General features: G+C 41.8%; 22 protein-coding genes. 13 read left to right on the forward strand and 9 right to left on the reverse strand.

The window, feature by feature from the left end; translation table 11 throughout:
* Positions 1-39 precede the first annotated feature (39 nt).
* Complete coding sequence (locus PHU20_RS15585) at positions 40-2,415, reverse strand: TonB-dependent receptor (RefSeq protein ID WP_274826317.1); 2,376 nt, start codon at positions 2,413-2,415, stop codon at positions 40-42.
* 114 nt (positions 2,416-2,529) lie between these two features.
* Here PHU20_RS15585 and PHU20_RS15590 point away from each other — a divergent pair, with 114 nt between their 5' ends.
* On the forward strand, positions 2,530-3,516 hold the full coding sequence (locus PHU20_RS15590) for a helix-turn-helix domain-containing protein (protein ID WP_274826318.1): 987 nt from the start codon (positions 2,530-2,532) through the stop codon (positions 3,514-3,516).
* A gap of 104 nt (positions 3,517-3,620) precedes the next feature.
* On the opposite strand, the gene PHU20_RS15595 is transcribed toward PHU20_RS15590, so the two are convergent.
* The 5 genes from PHU20_RS15595 to PHU20_RS15615 all read right to left on the reverse strand — a co-directional run bounded on the left by PHU20_RS15595 (position 3,621) and on the right by PHU20_RS15615 (position 8,328).
* On the reverse strand, positions 3,621-3,989 hold the full coding sequence (locus PHU20_RS15595) for a nuclear transport factor 2 family protein (protein ID WP_274826319.1): 369 nt from the start codon (positions 3,987-3,989) through the stop codon (positions 3,621-3,623).
* A gap of 5 nt (positions 3,990-3,994) precedes the next feature.
* Positions 3,995-4,363 carry a VOC family protein gene (locus tag PHU20_RS15600; protein WP_274826320.1) on the reverse strand — a complete coding sequence of 123 codons (369 nt, stop codon included), beginning with the start codon at positions 4,361-4,363 and terminating at the stop codon, positions 3,995-3,997.
* Between the two features lie 141 nt (positions 4,364-4,504).
* Positions 4,505-4,978, reverse strand: coding sequence for a c-type cytochrome (locus PHU20_RS15605; protein ID WP_274826321.1), 474 nt, complete (start codon positions 4,976-4,978; stop codon positions 4,505-4,507).
* Between the two features lie 312 nt (positions 4,979-5,290).
* Positions 5,291-5,758 carry a DinB family protein gene (locus PHU20_RS15610; protein ID WP_274826322.1) on the reverse strand — a complete coding sequence of 156 codons (468 nt, stop codon included), beginning with the start codon at positions 5,756-5,758 and terminating at the stop codon, positions 5,291-5,293.
* Positions 5,759-5,916: 158 nt separating this feature from the next.
* Complete coding sequence (locus PHU20_RS15615; protein ID WP_274826323.1) at positions 5,917-8,328, reverse strand: S9 family peptidase; 2,412 nt, start codon at positions 8,326-8,328, stop codon at positions 5,917-5,919.
* A gap of 385 nt (positions 8,329-8,713) precedes the next feature.
* Between PHU20_RS15615 and PHU20_RS15620 the strand changes: the two genes are divergently transcribed.
* Entirely contained in the window at positions 8,714-9,439 is a 726-nt protein-coding gene (locus PHU20_RS15620; protein ID WP_274826324.1) for an energy transducer TonB, read from the forward strand.
* 35 nt (positions 9,440-9,474) lie between these two features.
* Here the strand turns inward: PHU20_RS15620 and PHU20_RS15625 are convergent, their stop codons facing one another.
* On the reverse strand, positions 9,475-10,041 hold the full coding sequence (locus PHU20_RS15625; protein WP_274826325.1) for a 2'-5' RNA ligase family protein: 567 nt from the start codon (positions 10,039-10,041) through the stop codon (positions 9,475-9,477).
* Positions 10,042-10,153: 112 nt separating this feature from the next.
* Here PHU20_RS15625 and PHU20_RS15630 point away from each other — a divergent pair, with 112 nt between their 5' ends.
* Positions 10,154-10,288 (forward strand): hypothetical protein, encoded by a 135-nt coding sequence (locus PHU20_RS15630; RefSeq protein ID WP_274826326.1) that lies wholly within the window; start codon positions 10,154-10,156, stop codon positions 10,286-10,288.
* A gap of 835 nt (positions 10,289-11,123) precedes the next feature.
* Here the strand turns inward: PHU20_RS15630 and PHU20_RS15635 are convergent.
* Positions 11,124-12,119 (reverse strand): potassium channel beta subunit family protein, encoded by a 996-nt coding sequence (locus PHU20_RS15635; RefSeq protein WP_274826327.1) that lies wholly within the window; start codon positions 12,117-12,119, stop codon positions 11,124-11,126.
* Between the two features lie 208 nt (positions 12,120-12,327).
* On the opposite strand from PHU20_RS15635, the gene PHU20_RS15640 reads away from it, so the two are divergent.
* Together PHU20_RS15640 and PHU20_RS15645 are read left to right on the forward strand one after the other, a co-directional pair.
* A complete protein-coding gene (locus tag PHU20_RS15640; RefSeq protein WP_274826328.1) occupies positions 12,328-12,804 on the forward strand; it encodes a cupin domain-containing protein in 477 nt (158 codons plus the stop codon).
* Positions 12,805-12,892: 88 nt separating this feature from the next.
* Positions 12,893-13,177, forward strand: a complete 285-nt coding sequence (locus PHU20_RS15645) for a hypothetical protein (protein ID WP_274826329.1) — start codon at positions 12,893-12,895, stop codon at positions 13,175-13,177.
* Between the two features lie 151 nt (positions 13,178-13,328).
* On the opposite strand, the gene PHU20_RS15650 is transcribed toward PHU20_RS15645, so the two are convergent.
* Complete coding sequence (locus PHU20_RS15650; RefSeq protein WP_274826330.1) at positions 13,329-13,967, reverse strand: hypothetical protein; 639 nt, start codon at positions 13,965-13,967, stop codon at positions 13,329-13,331.
* Positions 13,968-14,331: 364 nt separating this feature from the next.
* Here PHU20_RS15650 and PHU20_RS15655 point away from each other — a divergent pair, with 364 nt between their 5' ends.
* The 8 genes from PHU20_RS15655 to PHU20_RS15690 all read left to right on the forward strand — a co-directional run bounded on the left by PHU20_RS15655 (position 14,332) and on the right by PHU20_RS15690 (position 20,456).
* Entirely contained in the window at positions 14,332-14,460 is a 129-nt protein-coding gene (locus PHU20_RS15655; RefSeq protein ID WP_274826331.1) for a hypothetical protein, read from the forward strand.
* A gap of 297 nt (positions 14,461-14,757) precedes the next feature.
* Positions 14,758-16,419, forward strand: coding sequence for a M20/M25/M40 family metallo-hydrolase (locus PHU20_RS15660; protein ID WP_274826332.1), 1,662 nt, complete (start codon positions 14,758-14,760; stop codon positions 16,417-16,419).
* A 188-nt stretch (positions 16,420-16,607) separates the two neighbouring features.
* Entirely contained in the window at positions 16,608-16,901 is a 294-nt protein-coding gene (locus PHU20_RS15665) for a hypothetical protein (RefSeq protein ID WP_274826333.1), read from the forward strand.
* Entirely contained in the window at positions 16,894-17,307 is a 414-nt protein-coding gene (locus PHU20_RS15670) for a hypothetical protein (RefSeq protein ID WP_274826334.1), read from the forward strand. Before PHU20_RS15665 ends, PHU20_RS15670 begins: the two co-directional genes overlap by 8 nt.
* A 408-nt stretch (positions 17,308-17,715) precedes the next feature.
* Positions 17,716-18,417, forward strand: a complete 702-nt coding sequence (locus PHU20_RS15675) for a hypothetical protein (RefSeq protein ID WP_274826335.1) — start codon at positions 17,716-17,718, stop codon at positions 18,415-18,417.
* Between the two features lie 207 nt (positions 18,418-18,624).
* Positions 18,625-19,008: a hypothetical protein gene (locus tag PHU20_RS15680; RefSeq protein WP_274826336.1), complete on the forward strand. Its 384-nt coding sequence runs from the start codon at positions 18,625-18,627 to the stop codon at positions 19,006-19,008.
* 709 nt (positions 19,009-19,717) lie between these two features.
* Positions 19,718-20,170 carry a YybH family protein gene (locus tag PHU20_RS15685; RefSeq protein ID WP_274826337.1) on the forward strand — a complete coding sequence of 151 codons (453 nt, stop codon included), beginning with the start codon at positions 19,718-19,720 and terminating at the stop codon, positions 20,168-20,170.
* 49 nt (positions 20,171-20,219) lie between these two features.
* Positions 20,220-20,456: a bacteriocin immunity protein gene (locus PHU20_RS15690; RefSeq protein ID WP_274826338.1), complete on the forward strand. Its 237-nt coding sequence runs from the start codon at positions 20,220-20,222 to the stop codon at positions 20,454-20,456.
* The last annotated feature ends 95 nt before the right edge of the window (positions 20,457-20,551 follow it).

Consider the following 20,551-nt stretch of genomic DNA (forward strand, 5'->3'; position numbering starts at 1 on the left):
TTTGAATCATGTCCCCTTCTTCTTCTTCATAGTCAGATGTCAAAAAACATCGTAGGTTAGACTTACTCTGAAGTTAAACGGTTTCTGGGGTATGCCGTACCCATTGTAATATTCCTTATCGAAAATATTATCGGCCTTAAGACCGATCTTATAATTGTCTTTCTTATAGAAAACCGTACCGTCGAAGGTGGTATAGGCCTCAGAACCGAAATTGTTGGCAGTACTGTTGTATATCTCACTGATATGATTCGCTCCGAACCCAAAGCCCAGACCGCTGGCCTTTCCTTTGAGCACATGGTAACTCAACCAAAAGTTCCAAACCGTTTCCGGGGTATAGGTTAAACTGTTCCCTACCGTATTTTCGCTACCGTAGCTCACTTTTTCCAAGGTGGCCTTGTTCTTCGTATATCCGGCAACGACATTCAACCCCGGAAAAGGATTGGCGATAAGGTCTATCTCGACACCCCTACTCAAGGTTTCCCCTTCCTGTACACTCACCCCATTCTCATCGGTAATGATATCATTATCGATATTGATGTTGTAATAGCTAATGGTACTTTTCAATTTTCCGTTGAAGAAGTTCAATTTGGTACCTACTTCAAATTGTTTGGCCCTCTCGGCATCCCAGGTAATGATTTCCCCGGTACCATCGTCAGACGGGGCATTGTTGGTCAACCCATCCATATAATTCACAAAGACCGAAGCCTTGTCGTTGAAGGGGTTGTAGGCCAGTCCCAATTTTGTGCTCAGGGCATTTTGGGAGTAGCCGTTACTCAATTCCGCACCGTTATATACGGTATTCTTACCCATATACCGATCAAAACGCAACCCTGCGGCAAGGGTGATCTGTTCATTTAAGGTAAGGGCATCAAAGGCGTAAACCCCTAAGGTCTCAAACTTTGAAATGGTTTTGTTCTTGGCCTGATCCGCGATGGAAGCTTCGAACTGTTCGTTGGTCATACCTTCTATGACCGGATCGGTAACATCCACGGCATCGACCGCATTCCAAACCCCGGTACGTTGGGTATCGTCGTAATTGTTGAGGTAACCGGCCCCGACAACCAGTTTGTTATCGAGCTTTTCCCCGTCAAGGACATTCAAAAAATCTTGTTGGATGTGGGTGTTGCCCGATTCCCTGGGATCCAATTGCAGGTAATACCGGCTTACGGTATTCACATCGGACATGACAAGGCGCAGGTAATTGGCATCGGTCAAAACGGAGGCGTTGGTAAAGGTCGTTTTGGAGGTCCAGGTGTCCGACAGTTCATAATTCAACATCACCTGCAATACGGTCGAAGCAAAATAACCGGCCATTCCATTGGAACCATAGCTCGTATCAAAATCCCAGTTCAGATCGTCCCAACTGTCGACGCTATCGGAAATAAGCGAAGCACTTACCCCACTTGCGAAATATAAATTACGCTTGCTCTGGTTGTACTCCAAATTGAAGGTAGTGGTAAGTCGGTCAGAGAGGTTAAACGTCAAGGACGGAGCCAACATAAACTCCCTGATGATCCCCTGGTCCTGAAAACTGTTCTCCGAGTTATAGGCCCCATTGAACCTGAAGAAAACCTTCTCATCCTTATCCAAAACGGTATTGAAATCGGCGGTAACCCTATTTTGTTCCCATCTTCCCGTGGTATAGCCGAGTTCCAATTTTTTACCGTTATAGGCTTGCTTTGTTACCTTGTTCACAATGCCACCGTAATTGGCGATATTATCGACATTGGCCCCATAAAACAAGGATCCCGGCCCTTTCACCAGCTCTATACGTTCTATATTTTGGGGATCCAACGGTGCCTTTACCCAGGCGATTCCCCCGTTTCTCAGGTGTACATCGGACCGAAACCCCCTTAAATATACACTTACGTTCCCATCGTTCGACTGTACGTAACCCCCTCCGGTAATGCTCTTAAAGGCCGATGGCAGATCGGTGGTGACCTGCTCGGTCAACAATGCCCCCGTAACGATGGAATAGGATTGTGGGTTATTGATGTTTTCCAAAGGAACCTTGGCTACATACTCCGATTCTTTCTGTGCAAATTGATTCAGGCGTTCCGCTATGATGATCACTTCGTCCAAGGCTTCATGGTCCTCGTTCAGGACGATATCCCCAACGGAAACTTCGGGGGCATTTACCTGTACCTCGACGGATTTGGTCTGCATGCCGATCAATGAAAACTCCAAGGTGTAATTGCCATACGGAATGTTGGCCAATTTATACACCCCATCCAGATTCGTCGTGGTACCCTTGTTGGTCGATTTCAGGATTACATTGATATACTCGGCGGGGACATTATCGGAGGTCAATACCTTCCCGTTGATCGATCCCTTGGATTGTTGGGCATAACCGAAGCCCGTAGAAACCAAAATAAGAAGCCCAAGAAAAGTCTTGGCCATTTTTGATGAACTCATACTATATTTTATTAATTTTATTTAGATTTAATATAAATAATGATTGCAAAAGTATTTAATAATTGATAGTTTTACCTACGCATATAGTATTAATAAAGCCGTGAAAAGTATTCCATGAAATCGATCTTAAAGAGTTCTTCATTTGCGGAAAAAACCATTGTCAGAAAATTTCCAAAAGGGTTCAAAACCCCGGTATTACGGGAAGAAACCATTGTTAGCAGCAGTGCTTTGGTGAAAGGGGAAACGAAGGAGATTTTATTCGACGGCATCAAAATCAGCATCAGAAACGGCCTGATAACCTCCCCTGTGGACATTGATGTGGAGCATGATTTCCCTTTTTTGAAAATGCATTTTGAAATAGAGGGAAGCAGCCAATACACCCCGAAAAATGATAAAAGTATCGCGGTGAACATTCCCCATGGGCATTATAATTTCTTTTACCTGCCGCAGGTAAAAGGAAAATTGCGGTATGATTGTACCAAAAGGAAAACCTTGGAAATTCTTTTTACAAAAGCGTATTTTATGCGGGTATTCGGCCATTCCTTCAGGGAGGTAAGTGCGGGATTCGGGGAGGCGCTAGACCAGGGGAGGCCATTTTTGATGTGGCAACAAAGCAAACCGATCAGTTCCCGATTACACCTCATCATCGAGGAAATCATCAATTGTAACTATGAGGGCGGCATCAAGAAAGCCTATCTGGAATCGAAAATCAACGAAATATTGACGATGTTCTTTGATGGATTGAAAAACAAAAAAACCCCTCGGGAGCAAGAACTGACCAAGGATGATTATTCAAGAATACTGCATGCGGAATGCCTGGTAAAAAAGAACCTCAAGGATCCCCCGACCATATCGGAGTTATCGCAACTTACGGGGATCAACCAATTTAAGCTCAAACAGCACTTCAAATTGGTTTTCGGGATGCCCATTTTCTCCTACCTGACCGAATTGCGGATGGCCAAAGCGAAGAAATTGATCGTTGAGGATGGCTTTACCGTTGCCGAAGCGGCCTATGAGATCGGGTATAAAAACCCACAGCATTTTACGGCCGCCTTTAAGAGAAGGTACCACTATTTGCCCAGTGCGTTGAAAAAGGCATAGGTCATGCCTTCCCATTTGGGTTATGCCCCTATCGGTATCTTTTAAAAAACCCTTTCGCAAGGCCCTGCACAACGGTTACGAATGTTTGGCGGTAGCACGGTGGGTCAGCTTTCTTGGATCCCCTTAAGTTTCCGATCTTCCCGTATATCCCCGATATGGTAATAGGCGATTATTTCGGCTATTAGTCCATCATCCAAATGGTACCACTCGGTCACCTCCAAAGAAAAATCCTTTCCCTGTTTTGCGCTATAGCGCACACAGGCCCTTTGGTTTTCGTATATGCCTTCATGGATTATAAAAGTGTATCCCAAGAATTTGTCCTTGTTTTTTTCCACCACATCCAAATAGGCCTTTTTACCTTGGATCGTTCCAAACGGACTGCTGTGTTTGAAGTCCTCCGAAATCGGTAACCCCTTAAAATCGCCCTTCTCCCACAAATCGAACCAATGCTTTACGACTTTCTTGGTATCCATCGGTATTACTTTACGCTTTTATCTGCTTGCCATAGGCCATGGATATTGCCATCGGGGTCGTTAAAAAAAGCCAACCACCCCATGGAGGGAATGGCCGTTTTGGGTACTTTGATCTGTCCGCCATGTTTTTTTATAAGGGTTATCGCTTCATCGATATCCCCCACCGATATGGCATTGGTAATGGGCTGGTTGGGGTGTCTTCGTTTACTAATGGCCCCATTGATCCCCGGCCCCTCTGTACCCGTTTTTGCAAACCAATATTCTTGATCTCCGAATCGCTGGAACGTCCAGTGGAATACTTTTTCAAAAAAATCCATGGTCTTTTCAGGGGCATCACATGGAATTTCAAAATAATTAACCCTTGCTTCTTTCATGACGCTTGTTTTTAAATGTTACTGAAACCTATGTTGGTGAGGCCGGTAATTCAAGAGCGGGAAACCTGTAATGCGTTTGAAAAGTCAATTCTGCGCCCTTACCCCCTTGGGGGCCATGGCTTGGTTGCACCCTACCGCATATCAATAGTGATAGGGATAGTAGTGCGTTGGTGGCCTTTCTATATGGTATTCCGATTGCAGAAAAGTTACCAGATCCACGAGTTCCTGAACGGTCATGACATCATTGTAATTCACCATCTTTGAACCTCCCCCTTGGGCAGCGGCTATTTCCTTATAGCTCCAGGCGATTTTGTGGGAAGGATTGATTACCGAGGTGACTAACTCCCCATAGGACTTCTGGGTCTTGGTTTCCCCTCCAAGGGGTATTTTAAGGGTATCACTGCCCCCTTTCCATGCGATACCTGAAATCGTATGGCATTCGTTACAGGACAAACTCCGATAGGTGGCTTTTCCTTTTTCAATATCGCCTTCGGGCAATGCAAATCCGCGCGCTTGCTGATTGCAACTGCTTATGGATAGCCCACCACATACCATGAGCAACACCCAAAGGAAATTCGGTAGGCCGTACAGGGTTTTAAATGTATTTACAGACATAGTTGGTTTATTTAAATGATTATTGATGCTATGGAAATAAGGTAGGGATTAAGAAAAAAAATGGAAATGACTTAAATCATTCCTGCCATTGAGCTATGCCGAGCCCGTGCCCAGCCCTGTTGGGGAGGCATGACCATAAACACGTCAAGGGCGCATTGCCCCCTGCCAACCCCCAAGGGGAAGTTGTATTCGGCAGTCTACTGCCCGTTTGCCCGTGGCAACCTGTGGTTTGAAAGATGAATCGTTTTTATGGGCTTTAAAGTACCGGCCCTTGGCATTCGATCGGGGGCTGTGGGCCTTAGGCCCGTATTTTCAGTCCCATATACCGGGGCGATCGATTTCCATCGCCCTTAAATACGATAAAAACTGCCCTGCATGAACCGCTTCGTGGTATCCGATCCTCAATAAATATTTCCCGAGCGTTTTCTTCTCCCCATTTCCAGGATGGATGATTTTGGTTTCGCTTAAATCAGCCGCTGAAAATCGACCTACACTTTCCAGAAACTTTTCCCGATAGGGGGCCGCAAATTCAAGTTCGTCATGAACACTGATGCAGGGGCGGTTTTCCCAAGGTGTCCGGTAATTTGTCATGTCCCCTTGGTTGATGATGATATTCCACCCGTAATCGGCCTCCAACACATGTCTGATCATTTGGATGGCGGTCATGGCACTTTCATCAGGTTTCCAATGGTAATGGCTTTCGGGAAGTCCTTTCCAAAGCCGGATGCTTTTGCTGCGTATCGCTTCAAAATTCAAAACGAGGAGTTCGGTCTGGGTCATTTGCTGTCGATTCGGAAATGGTGTCTTACAGTACGGTCAACAGAGGGGAATCGACCATGATCCCTGGTCCATATTCCCCTTATCGATCCACCTCCCCTTTGCACGGCATGGTTGGCCGGCATACGGAGGATATGATGGTATTTATGCTATTCGTAAACCTATTTGTTTTTTACATATTTTTCGAGCCATTGGTCTTGTTCCCACAATAAATGCAGCACACTTTCCTTAGCCCTATAGCCATGGCTTTCTTTGGGCAAGATCACAAGGCGTACCGTAGCCCCCAACCCTTTTAAGGCATTGAAATAACGTTCGCTCTGCATGGGGTAGGTCCCTGAATTATTATCGGCCTCCCCATGGACCAATAAGAGGGGTTGGTTCATTTTTTCGGCATGCATAAAGGGAGACATCTTGTAATACACTTCCGGGGCTTCCCAATAATTGCGCTCTTCCCTTTGAAACCCGAATGGGGTCAATGTTCTGTTATACGCACCACTTCGTGCAATCCCTGCGGCAAAAAGATCGGAATGGGAAAGTAAGTTCGCCACCATGAATGCCCCATAACTGTGCCCGCCTACGGCAACCCTTTCCCTATCTATATAGCCAAGGGCATCAACGGCATCAATGGCCGCTTTGGCATTGGCGACCAACTGCTGCCTAAAAGAGTCGTTGGGTTCCTTATCGCCTTCCCCCACGATAGGGAAAGACGCATCGTCAAGTACCACATACCCCCTGGTTACCCAATAGATCATGGAGCCATAATAGGGATAGGTGAATTCGTTCGGGTTCTTGGTATTCTGTCCGGCGCTTGATTTATCCTTGTATTCGGTAGGATAGGCCCATAAGATCATGGGCATTTTTTCTTTACTGTCTTTATCGTAGCCTACAGGTAAATACAAGGTGCCCGAAAGATCCAAACCATCCCCACGCTTGTAATTGATGACTTCTTTATGCACGTCTTGCAGGCTTTTGAACGGATTCTCAAAAGAAGTTATTTGCGTCAATGCATCGTTCTTTAGGTTTCTGAAATAGTAATTGGGGTATTCCTGGGGAGATTCGATACTTACCAATAACCGCTTTTTCTTGGGGTCGTAATTCCTAAGGTTTTCTACCTTATCGGTATAGCTCGATCGGTATATGCGACGCTTGTTCGTTGTCTTTAGGTTAACTTGGTCCACGAAGGGGAACTGTCCGTTTTCGGTAAAACCGTCCCCGATCAAAAAGGCATTGTTATTTGAAAGCAACAACACCTCTTTTCCCATGGAATTGCGTTGGGTCACAAAATAACCGGGATCGTTATAGATGTCCTGATAATTGCGGTCTGAAAGTATGACGGGTTTTTGGGAGGCGTTTGAAGGATTGAACACATAGGTTTTCGTGTTCCTGGTATTGAACCAATAGTCATGGGCTATGGCTACGGAATTAGTTCCCCATTCGATACCCGATAGGCGGTTGATCGTTTTTAAGATACTTTTCCCTTCCTCTTTAAAAGGGGCTTCCATTTCAAATACCTCATCCCTATAAGGCACTTCGTTTTCGGGGTCACCTCCATCCAGGGCTTTGGCAAAAACCAGGGTCGAGGGTTTATCGTTCCTCCATTTAAAATTCCTTTTGCCCGTTCTAACGGCCATAAACCCTTTGGGAAGGTCTTCGATCAAGGGAACCTCGTTAACGGTGGAAACGGCATTGCCCTGTTGATCATAAACGGTCGTTTTGAAAGGAAACCGGTAATAGGGTACCAAATATGAAAATGGCTTTGCTATGGTTTCGATCAAGACATAATTCCCATCGGGCGAAAAATTGACCCCGGTATAAAGATCGCTTTCCAACCATTGCTCTTGGGACCCATCCAAGGAGACCTTAACGATTTCGGATAAAGCCAACTGTTCAAAATTATGCTCATCATTTTTGTTTTTCAAAAGGTCTTGATAGGTCCTGTTCTGTGCTTTCTTACCGTCATTGGTTGAAATGGTCGGCCCTATGGGTACTGCGGTGGTCGTATTAATGAGCTCTTCTTTGGTGTCCGATATCATTTTGACCAGTAAAGACCGGCCGTCTTTAAACCAGTTGATCACATCCCCAAGATTGGCATTCACCTTGGCATCGGTGATTTTCGTTGCCGATGCGGTAGCCAGATCAAGGACCCAGACCTCCACCCCGTTTTGGACGGTATGGGTAAACGCCATTTTACTTTGGTCGGGAGACCAACTGAAGTTCGCCAATTTAGGATTGCCGGGCAGCCCATTTACCTGAATGATCCCATCGTCCTTATCGTTTATCTTTTTGATCTTTAGATTATTGTAATAGGTAACCCTACTTCCGATATTGGTCTTGGGGTTTATGCGCAAGCCTCCCAATCGCAGTTCTTCTTGGGATAACTCCTCAATGGATTTATACGGATCCCTGTAGCGTAAGACCATGGTTTCCTCCTTATCGTCCAATAACACACTAGGTGCCCTTGGCACATCTACCAAATCAAGGATTTCTTTAGGGGGTTTTTGATAGGTCGCACTTTCCTGTGCATGCATGTGTAACGTTAACAGTAAAAAAACCAAGGAAAAAAGTTGTTTCATTTTGTATGGGTATTTATCGGTTTGGAATGGTTCTGAACTCCTATTTGTATTCTTGGATGAAGATAATGATTTTAACTTATAGCACATACAAACCAGGTCGTATCGTTTTAGGGACATTTGAAAGGGTTAAGTTCTAAAATTAGGGCATTGGTGTCAACATCGTTTGGGTTGCCGATCCCATTCCCATCGATAAGACTGCATTGGGGAACAAAGGTTTAAAAAAACCTTGGTGTAAAATGCTGGTCAAACCGCTATCGGAACTTTCCTTACGCTGCCGATACCGGATCATTGGAGGACGAAAAACAGGAAAGGCCGCAAACTGACCTAGGTCATGGTGAATAATTTGGAGTTTCCTTATTTTCAATGGATTACAAATCCAGAAGTCATGAAACCCAAGAAAAATCCAAAAGTCGATTTGAACCGGAAGAGCGGACTCTTCTTTGTCATTGGGCTTACGTTAGTACTTATGCTAACGTGGTGGGCACTGGAATATAAAAGTTATGATTCCCCCACCCAGGAGATCATTATCTCCTATATCGCCGATCCCGATTTACAGGAAGAGGTACCGATGACAGAGATGATTAAGTTGCCGCCTCCTCCCGAGCCCCCCATAGCACCCGTCATTATTGAAGTTGTGGAGGATGTCGAAGAAATCGAGGAGACGGTGATACAAAGCTCCGAAACAGATCAGGAAAAGGAAATAATTGAACCCATCATTGCCGTGGAGGATGTTGAAGTCGATGAGGTTGAGGAAGAGATCATCGTGCCTTTCGCCGTTATTGAGAATGTTCCTATTTTTCCCGGTTGTGAAGAAGGGACCAAAGAAGAACAACGCAGCTGTTTTCAGCAAAAAGTACAGGAACATGTCTCAAAGAACTTCAAATATCCTGAAATCGCCGTTGAAATGGGGATACAGGGTAAGGTATATGTTCAATTCATCATAGATGCCGATGGCTCCATTATCGAAATCAAAACGAGGGGCCCCGACAGACTTTTAGAACAGGAGGCGGAGCGCATCATCACCTCCTTGCCCAAGTTGATTCCCGGAAAGCAAAGGGGACGACCGGTGAAAGTACCGTATTCGATACCCATTACCTTTAAATTGAGGTAACCCGCAACACATCAGTTACCCTAAAGGGGTAAGGGCTAGGTCTTAAACCTGAATTCCCGGTGAATTTCCCAGGATTTCCCGTTGTGTTTTAACAGGAACAGGCTATTGGCCAGAAAAGAAGCTTCGAATTCCCTTTTTTCAAATTCGCCCCAGGCCTTATGAAAGGCCTCAACACTTAAATCCCTATTGGCAATGGTCATATGGGGGTGGAAATTTTGGGATAGGGCTTTTCTATTTAATCCCAGTTTGTCCGTCAACACTTTTTGCAGTTGGGTGTGTAGGCTACCAATGGGCTCCTGGTCAAGGACCTTTACAAAAATGACCCTGGGCGCAAAACAATCAAACCCCGATAATCTTACCGAAAACGGCTTTTGGTTTTCCGCAATCGCCTGTAGGGTATCCAGAAGGTAAGGTTCCTCGTCCACACGTCTTTTAAATGGCATTTGCAGCGTAATATGTGCCGGTGAATTTAAGGCTTTGGCCGTATTGAACCGCGCTTTCATTTCCATTTTCAACGCCTTTACCCGCTCCCGAAGTTTGTAGGTTGGGACAAGGGCGATAAAATAGAGATCTGTTTGATGGTCTGGACTAGGGTTTCCCATAATACATTTTGTGAAGATCCTTTAATTGGACGGTCCATTTTGATTTGTTTGTTCGGGATGGTGTCCTGCCCCTCCCCAAAATCAAAATCGATGCTTTGCTACATTAAAGGTAATGAAATCTACTTTTAGAATGTCCGTTCCAAAAGGAAAGGGGACCTTTGGGGAAGTTTTTGTTTTAAGGCGTTACCTACTGAATCTGAGCGGCAATATCGGTAAGGAAAACCCCAGTGCTTTGATTCCGAAATAGCTACGATTGGATCGATCCTTAGGTTTTTCGGTACCATTAGGAGGGTGACCCTTTATTGAAACCATTGCACCCTACCCAGGCTTTTTATATGGGCCGTTCGTGGTCTATGGGCAATCTGTAATCGGGGTTCATTCCAGTCCACCCAACTTCTTGGCAGCAAGATAGTGTTGAAAGATAATGGGTTTACCTTAATGATCAAGTGTACCTTAAGGTGTGGTCTGTGCCATGTAGGTCTTTTCCCATTAACCGAACTGTTCATTGCCCACTGATCACTGACTACTGCCGAATGACTACTGCCCACTGCCTACTGGAATTTGGAATTTGGAATTTGGAATTTGGAATTTAGAATTTGGAATTTAGCGTCAACATTAAACCATGAACCACCATTGGGTTTTGTTAATTGTTAATTGTTCACTGTCCACTGTCCATTGTCCACTGACTACTGCCTACTGCCTACTGACTACTGCCTACTGCCTACTGACTACTGCCTACTGCCCACTGACTAATGGAATTTGGAATTTAGCGTCAACATTTTACCATGAACCACCATTGGGTTTTGCTAATTGTTAATTGTTAATTGTCCACTGTTCACTGTCCACTGTTCACTGTCCACTGTTCACTGTCCATTGTCCACTGACTACTGCCTACTGCCCACTACCCACTGACTACTGCCCACTACCCACTGCCCACTGCCCACTGACTACTGGAATTTGGAATTTAGCGTCAACATTAAACCATGAACCACCATTGGGTTATGCTAATTGTTAATTGTTAATTGTTAATTGTTCACTGTTCACTGTCCACTGTCCACTGTTCACTGTCCACTGTCCACTGTTCATTGCCCAAAGCGTTCTGGGGCAGCAGGTTTATTGTCGACGATCGCTTCAATTTCATCCATCACTTGGGGGGTTAGTTTGGGGATCACCTCCAGGGATTTTAAATTATCCTTTAACTGACTTAAACGCGATGCCCCTAAAATGACGGTCGAAACATTGGGGTTCTTTAAACACCATGCAATGGACATATGTGTCAGGCTAATACCCAATTCTTTCGATAGCTGGGTCAGCTTACGGACTTTTTCAAGTTTTTGTTTTCCTTCCTCCCCAGACCACAAATCCCTTAGCCATTCATAGTCCGGCAGGTTCAACCGGCTGTCCGAAGGTATTCCTTCGTTGTATTTTCCGGTGAGGATACCACTGGCCAGCGGAGACCAAATGGTGGTTCCCAGTCCGTAGTTTTCATACAAAGGCGAAAATTCAGCTTCGACCTTATCCCTATGCAAAAGATTATATTGGGGTTGTTCCATCACGGGAGGGGTAAGTCCGTAGGCTTGGGCGACGGCATGGGCTTGTGTGATTTCCCTGGCCGACCATTCACTGGTACCCCAATAGATGATTTTACCCTGAAGGATGAGGTTGTGCATGGCGCGCACGGTTTCTTCGATAGGGGTATCTATATCGGGCCGATGGCAAAAGTAAAGATCCAGGTAATCTACTTGAAGTCGCTTAAGGGCCAAATCACAGGCATCACGTACATGCTTGGCACTCAGTCCCAGCTGCATTTTTTGTTTGCCGCCCCAGAATACCTTCGAGGAAACCGCAAAGGTGTCTCTGGGCAGGCCGAGGCTTTTGATGGCCTCACCCATGATTTTCTCGGATTCCCCGGCCTCATAGCCTTCCGCATTGTCAAAGAAATTCATTCCGGCATCGTAAGCTGTTTTCAACAGGGTCGTCGCATCTTTTATGGCCACTTGTTTTCCAAAAGTCACCCAAGATCCCAGTGACAGGGCGGAGACTTTCAATCCGGATTTGCCTAAGCGTCTATATTCCATTGTTCCGTTTCTTTTTACGATTAATTTACCACTAAGATACAAATAGCATTCCTACCCATTACGGTGTTTTAGGGTATAACCTTCCGCTTTTTTCGGTACGGTCCAAAATCAGGGATCGCCAATGATATCACGGTTCAGATCAGGGATTCTCCGTTGGGGCCTTTACGGTATTGCAAAACTTAACTATCTTTAGGAAAACGGTAAGACCATGAAAACCCTGATTATTGCCTTATGCGTACTTTCCCCATTTTATTTCCATGCACAAAAAGGGGAATATTCCGTAGTGTCGTATTTGGAAAAAGGTACCAAAGCCCCGAATACCCATTATATCGGTGAAGCTTGGTTAAATCCTTTGATCCATGACGATAAGGACCTGGGGTATCATATGACCAAAGCTACCTTTAGGGCCAACTCAACATTGGATTGGCATAAACATACCAGCGAGCAGGTATTGATCATTGTGGAAGGCGAAGCCTATTATCAAGAAAGGGGTAAAGAACCGGTTATTCTAAAAGTTGGCGATGTCATTACATGTAAAAAGGAAACCGAGCATTGGCATTCCTCCACGAAAGAAAGCATGGTGACCTATTTAGCTTTATACAAAGGGGAACAGCCGACAATTTGGACCGAGGTGTTAAGCCAAGAATATTATGATTCGGTAGCTGTGAAACTGAGTGATCATTAAAACCATGAAGGTTGGGGCATTAAGGGCAACCCACATGAATGCCTAAAAGGTTTGTTGTACGCAATATAAAAAGGATTCCAATGGAATTATGGGTGGAGAAGGTAGTATGGCCAGTGCCATTTTGAGCTTAAAACAAAACAGGGCACTTTTGAAAAAGCGTCCTATTCGGGAGCTGAAGGATCTTATTTACCAAAAGTCCGGTAAAACGGAATTGGAATTTAGAAAAATAAGTCCACAGGAATTGGAAAAAATAAAGGACGAAATACGTAAGGAAGCCCAAGTACATGCCCGTAACCAAGTGATCCTTTACGTACTATCAGCTATTCTGACAGGGGCAATCATCTATTTGATCTATTTGTTGTTTTCGGCCTGATTATGGCCAACGTCCAAATAGACGACCCCAAAAAATGGACTTTGTGGCAGTCCGGAAAAGTCCAGAAAAAAGGGGGGATATGCTATAGGGGGGTTAGATAACAAGGGCGTTTGCCCCTGCCCAACCCAATAATCCTGGAATGTTAGCGACCCTAGGGGTACGAGGGTACCGGTTCATTAGGGGTAATGATCAAGTCAACGGATAAGTTGTAAAAAGCCCCGTTCTCCCGGAAAGGAAGATTTCTTATATGTTTCGCAGTGCTTAAATAACCCCTACCTTCCCTTTCGTCGGTAAAGGATAAATTGTAATGATATATCCAATCAGGTGTTTCGCTGGAAATCAAGCTTCCGTATTCCGGAAAGGCTCTGGCATTTACGCCAATGCGATCATCATCGTCACCTAGGTCATTTTTTAACCTACGCAAACCAAACTCCAGAAGATCATTGGCCGTAGGTACTCTACCGGAATCAAATATAGCTTGGGATTTACTCCTTATATCTTCAAAGAAAAGATTTCGGTCATCTTTCCTATTACCCCTTGAATTGTCTAACTCTATGGCCCGAACAACAATCCCGAAATAGGGATTTTCCGGGGTTGGGACACTTCTACCCGATCTTATTGAACCCCAATGAAGGACTTTGCCCCTTCTTAGACGTTTACCTGTATGGTGATCATGAACGATAACCTGCCCGTCCTTGATCGTAATTAGGGCAAATTGTAGTTGAGGATGATCATTTCTTTCGTTTTCCTCACGCACTTGCATAGACCAAGTTAAATGTATCCAGTTCATAATTATATTTTTAACTATTTACCTGTAAATTAGGTATTTATATGAATGTATGGACGAAAAATGTGCAGATGGTCAAGTTTGAAGCTTAAATGGTATTGCCATGAACGCTAACGAACATACAGAAATCGTCAACTGACTTTATAGGGGGGTTATGATGTAACCTTCCGTTTCTTTATACGGTTCATGGTTCCAAATCATTATCTTTATAAAAGTTCGAATGAAGGATATACATGTTATAAACAATTATTGCATCTTGCCCTTGGCATATTTAAGCGCACCTCGTTTAGGACGGCAATTGATACGCCCTTTTGTAACATCCTGAATGTGGGTGTGCTTTAATGAATATCCTAATTTTCATACGTATATGAAAGAAGAAGTAATTGGAACCAGGGAAGTCTTTAAAAGTTGTTTTGCCATTGGTTGTTTGGCCGTTATCATCTTTATTGCATTGACTGTTGGCATATTCTTATGGCCGTATTCAATTGAAGGTTAACTAGTAATCTCAAGTATTGATAAGGTCCGATTTCGGAGGCTTTCCCGCCAAAACAGCATTGAATCAACGTTCGAATAAAGGATTTGTTCAACTTAAAAAAACCAAACCTACAAAGTAACGCGCCATCCGAAAACCATTCCATTGCTAAATTCATAAACCACCCTGTTTCTTCGGGCTTCTTAGTCCCATTATTTGATAATCCCGAAGGAACATCGTCATCCGATTTCGTGCCGAAAAGCCTTATCAATTAAAGATTAAAACTGTACTTTTATAGGGTTATTATTCAAGACATACCTAATGATCTTTACTTCAAGATTTCCGATCTTCTTTGTCCTTCTAATTGTTTTCACGGGTTGTATAAATGAAAACAATGCTTTGCATGCTGAGAACACCATTAATTCAACTGATTATGAAAAACATTTAATAACCCTTTCTTCCGATGAATTCCAGGGAAGGAAACCTTTCACCATAGGGGAAGAAAAATCAGTGGATTATATTGCCAATGAATTCAAGAAAATGGGGATCAAAGGTGCCTATGGGGATAGTTATTTCCAGAATGTCCCTTTAGTGGAACTGAATTTCACCCCGGATGATAAAATCCCCGTAACCACAAAAGGCGGGGAAGTTGTTTTGGAAAAAACCACGGATTACATTGCCAAAACACCCCACCTTGATGATACGGTGGATATTAAGGATTCCGAAATTATCTTTGCGGGTTACGGCATTGTTGCGCCTGAATATAATTGGAACGATTATGAAGGTATTGATGTAAAAGGGAAAACTGTTTTAGTACTGGTGAACGATCCCGGTTTCGCCACCCAAAACCCAGAATTATTCAAAGGAAATTCAATGACCTATTACGGTCGTTGGGCATACAAATACGAAGAAGCTGCAAGGCAGGGGGCAACAGGGATTATGGTGATCCACTCCACGAAACCTGCAGGTTACGGTTGGCAGGTTTTAACGAATACGTCCAGCTCAGGCATTTCTCTACAAGCTAAAGACAAGAACCACTCCAAATGTGCTTTGGAAGGCTGGATTACGGATACTGCCTGTAAAAATTTATTCGAAAAATCGGGGTTAAACTTCGATGAGTTGGCAGAACAGGCCCTATCAAACGACTTCAAGGCAGTCAGTTTAAACTGTGATCTAAACCTCACGATCAAAACCGAATTGAAATTCCAAAACAGCAGGAATGTCGTTGGAATCATAGAAGGTACCGAAAGAGCCGATGAATGTATCGTTTACAGTGCGCATTGGGATCATTTCGGCATTGGTCCAAAACATGACGGAGACTCCATTTACAATGGCGCCATGGACAACGGAACCGCATTGGCTGCCATGCTTGAAACGGCCAAAGCCTTTGCCAATTTAAAAGAGAAACCCAAAAGATCGGTTGTTTTTCTATCGGTTACGGCCGAAGAAACCGGTATGACAGGATCTGCCTACTATGCCCAAAACGGTCTCTTCCCTCCTGAAAAAACAATCGCCAATTTAAATTACGAATTGCTATTGCCCATGGGTAAAATGAAAGATGTGACCATTACCGGTTTTGGGCAATCCGAATTGGATGATTATGTTGCTGAAAGCGCAAAAGAACAAGACCGATATATCATTGAAGAGGCGTTTCCTGAAAATGGAATGTATTACCGCTCCGATCATTTCAGCTTCGCCAAGGTCGGTATCCCTTCCTTATTCATAAAAGGTTGGCAAGACAGTAGGGAACATGGTAAGGATTGGGCCAAGCAACAGGTTAAAAACTATTGGGCCACGGCCTACCATAAACCGGCTGATGAGTACCACCCGGAAACATCGGATTTAGAAGGTTGCATTGAAGATGCCAAGCTGTTTTTTAAAATCGGTTATACATTGGCCAATGAGGATAGCTACCCCAATTGGAATGAAAAATCCGAATTCAAAGCGATTAGGGACAGATCACTTTCAAACCTTAAAAAGTAAGTGGTTCTTGTAGTGCCCCATTTTTATAATCATTCAAAGCTTTCAACCTTATAAAAGTTCAAATAAAGGATTGTATCTATTTATAAGAAATAAACGTCATTATGGTACGTTTATACAATTGTTGTACAACATTTCTCTATAGTATCCAAATTACTTATTAAATTGAATTAACGAAATTTATTCAAAAAATGAATAGGAAATGTAATTTTAGACCAGGCCAAGGGGGAATAAAGCATCTTACCTGTGAAAAATGGACTGTTTCGGAAAAAAAAGTAGTGAATTTAAAAGAAAGTATAGGTACCCATGAAAAAATAACAATTCAAAGATGTTTTAAATGTGGGGAATTTTGGAAAATATATGAAGAGTACGACAGTCATCATGGATACTACAGGTTTTGTGTTTCTTTAGGTGAGGAAATTAATGACTACGGCATCATTCTTTCCCTGAAAAAAAACGAGATAATAGATTTGTTAGATGAATAAAGCAACTACTTCAAGTGCAAAAGAAAAAATAGTTAACCTATCCCTAATATTATTTATTAGCTCTCCGATTTGGGTTTTATTATTTTTTCATTTTCTCCCGGACAAAATATCAGCAAACAAGCTTTATGAGGAAGGTGTAAAAACAAATGCCAAAGTTGAGTTTTATAGTATAGAAAAAGAAGCCGGAAGTGGAAAATTAGGTGGTTTGAATACACATGATATTACTATGGTCAATTACTTTTATTATGATAAAGAAAAAGATATATATAAAGGAAAAGTAAAATCTAGTGAAGTCAAAATTTCAAAAGATAGCATTATACAGATATTGTATTTAGAGCATAATCCAAACCGTCATTTGGTAATAACTCTTGGAAGAAAAGGAAAATTAGGTCAAACGAGATTTTAAAAACGTTGCATACCTAGGTATAGTCACATTTACGGCAATTCTATTACGCTTCGACTGCGTTTAGGACAGGCTTATAAATCCTTTCGGAATTATAGAAAGTAAGGCTTAAGGGGAAGAATTAATAATGTAAGCTCCCCTTAAAACCGAACTGTTTAAAAGTAGAATTGATTAACTTTAATTCTAGGAAGGGAATAGATTAAGGATGAGAAAGGACACTTTCTCGGCAAACCATAATAGAATTAAAAGTTCAATTAAACGATTATTAACTTAGACACATAAGCAGGATATCATCAATGATGCTATCCAATGGTTGTAAACAATTTTAAAATCAAAACGAATAACATGACCAAACAATTATATTTAGGTTTATTTTTTCTCGTTACAATGATTCAATGTTAACAACCAAATATGATAAAAGAAGAATTAAGAAAATCTATAAATGAATTAGAAGCAAAAGGGACAATTTCTGCCAATAAACCTATTTTCGCTGAATTTAATGATTACGCAAGAGATTTAGAATTAGATGTTGCATTTTCAACTTTTAAGGAAAGTAAAATCTCCCATGCTGCAGTGCAAATTGAAGAAGGAAAACATAAGCGTGTTTCTACAATCTCAATCTTCTTAAATACCACAGAAAATCTTAAAAAGAACAAAATTGACCCTCTTAACAGTAATTGGAATTCAAAATATAAACATACACAAGATTTAGTTTTAAAATGGAACGAGTTATTAGACAAATACTCTTATCCAATAGATTACAAATCTGACCCTATGTATATATTCATATATTCCTTGGAATCAGCGGCTGTTGTTAGGTTGGTGTACCTCTGTCGAGACAATATTTTAGAATGGATAGAAAAAGAAAATTTGAATCCAAAACCTGCATATCTTTTTTGCAGTAGCGAACCTGCATTTAATATAGTTTATAGCAATAAAGAGGACTTCGAAGAATCTAAAGAAACATCACAAAAAATATTGAAGAATTACATCAATCAGTTATTGGAAAATGGTGATTATTTGAATTATTACGAGAAAGGCAAGGTTAAATTTAGAATGCTTCATAAAGAAATGGAAGGAATAAATTTATATGGATTATCAAGACAAGACTAAAAAACAGTTTATAACAAAGTGTCATATTTAATGCGGGTTTCAGCGGTTTTTGTGGCTGCGGCTCGTTGTTGCAACACCGCCAATTCGTCTTTGACGATTGGCTAATAATTTGAAATATTGAATAAACGAATTGGCCCCCTGCGTTCTTGAAAGTTTTGTACTTTTAATCCCGCACTACACATACACAAACCGTTAGCCGTAATTTAAATGGACATAGTAACAGTAAATAATTTTTGGAAAAGAAGAGGGTTCGAGTCCTTCTTTAAAACTAGACCTATTGCTGAACTTAAATTTCCTTTTGTACCAAAAAATGGGTATGACGACAAACCCCCATTTATTTTCATTCAAAATGACCTTTTTATGGAAATATGGGATATTAGAGCCTACACAGATTATCAACATACTTGGGAAACAGGTCTCTATCATTTTACTTATACTATCAAAGAACTATTAAACGGAAAAGAGTTGAAAATAATAGAAAGTAGTAATCCTAAAAAAGAAAAAATATTTAAATCCGCCACTGACTTTGAAAACGAATGGATTAATGACCATCCTGAATATAAATCATTAATAAAAGAATTTTTAAAATGATTTATTATGTTTCCACAATTGAAATCATACTTGCTTCGGTATTTTCACTTTATTTCTTACGATACTATAGATTTAGATACAAATCGGTAAAAACGGAAGGTATAATAAAAGAATTGACTTACAGTAAACCCTTTAGACGTGCATCAACTGAGTTGGTTTTTGGTGAAGGAAAAGATGTTTTGGTAAAATGTTCTTTCCTGTTAAATGACTCAAATTATAATTGCATTTCAAAACACAAAGAAATTAAGTATCCAGATAGCAAAAAATACAAAGTAGGGAATAGCTTAAACGTATTTGCCCTAAAAAGCAACCCTAGTATAAACACAAGTATTGGACATAAAAGTCGCTTTCAAGCGGTAATTGTATTACTTATAATTTTGTTGTTTTGGTCTATTTTATTTGTGTTTGTCATAGTAAAAAACTATAGCTAATGACTAAGCATTCGTGCGGTCGGTACGACCCAGCATGAATGCCCCGAACCTTCGGGGTTGAACTACACCGGGTCTGTGTCCGCAGGGTTTCCTATGGGGATTGCCATAGTCTATTTGCCGCCTTACCCTTTTTTCGTTCAACCTAAAATTCGAAATCATTACCTTTAAGTCTAGATGGCCAAAAAATGAGATAGGACACTTTCTCGGCGAACCAGAATAGAATTGAAAGTTCAAATAAAGGATTGCTTAACTTAGAGAATGAAAAATATAGTTAGATCATGAAAAATAAGTTCCTTTTTATCCTTTTAACTTTTATGGCCATTCCATTGTTATATCCTCAGGACACTAATAGTAACAATGAACTAATACAAGGAATTTATGCCCTGGTCGATACCTACGCCCAAGCTAGGGAAACGAAAGACACCATAATGCTCGAAAGTATTCTAGCGACCGATGTAGATCAATTGGTTTCTTCGGGGAAGTGGAGAAAGGGCAAAAAGGAATCTATGAAAGGGATGCTGGAAAGTTCAGCGAACAACCCGGGAACAAGAACGCTCAAAATTGAAAAAATACGCTTTCTTGATCCGGGGTACGCCATAGCAGATGCGAGATATCAAATACAGAATGCTGATGGTACGGTAAAGAAAATGTGGAGTACTTTTATCGTTGTTTATGAGCAGGATAGGTGGAAAATTACAGCAATAAGAAATATGTTGCCCACAAGGCCATAATACACTCGCGGTAAGGTGATTGTTTCAAAGTTCAAATAAAGGATAGGAAATGACAAGGAAAGAATTGATCAGTCTTGGACGCAAAATTGTTGAGGCCAAAGGAACGGAAAGTGAACTTAATTCACTGATTGTCTTGTTCAACAGTAATGTTCCTCATCCCAATGGGTCAAATCTCTTTTACTATCCGGAAAATTATAATGCAAGAAGAGATGACATTTCAAAATACAATCCAACCGTCGAAGAAATAGTTGATAAGTGTTTATCTTATAAAGCAATTCAGCTTTAGAATGTGCTAAAGTTCAATTAAAGGATAGTTGTTTAGTTTAAATTTTATTCATAAATTGAACCATTATTATTAATATTGGTTCATTATGGCGGTAA

The organism is Maribacter polysaccharolyticus, from assembly GCF_028882255.1.
Classification (GTDB): Bacteria; Bacteroidota; Bacteroidia; order Flavobacteriales; family Flavobacteriaceae; genus Maribacter_A; species Maribacter_A polysaccharolyticus.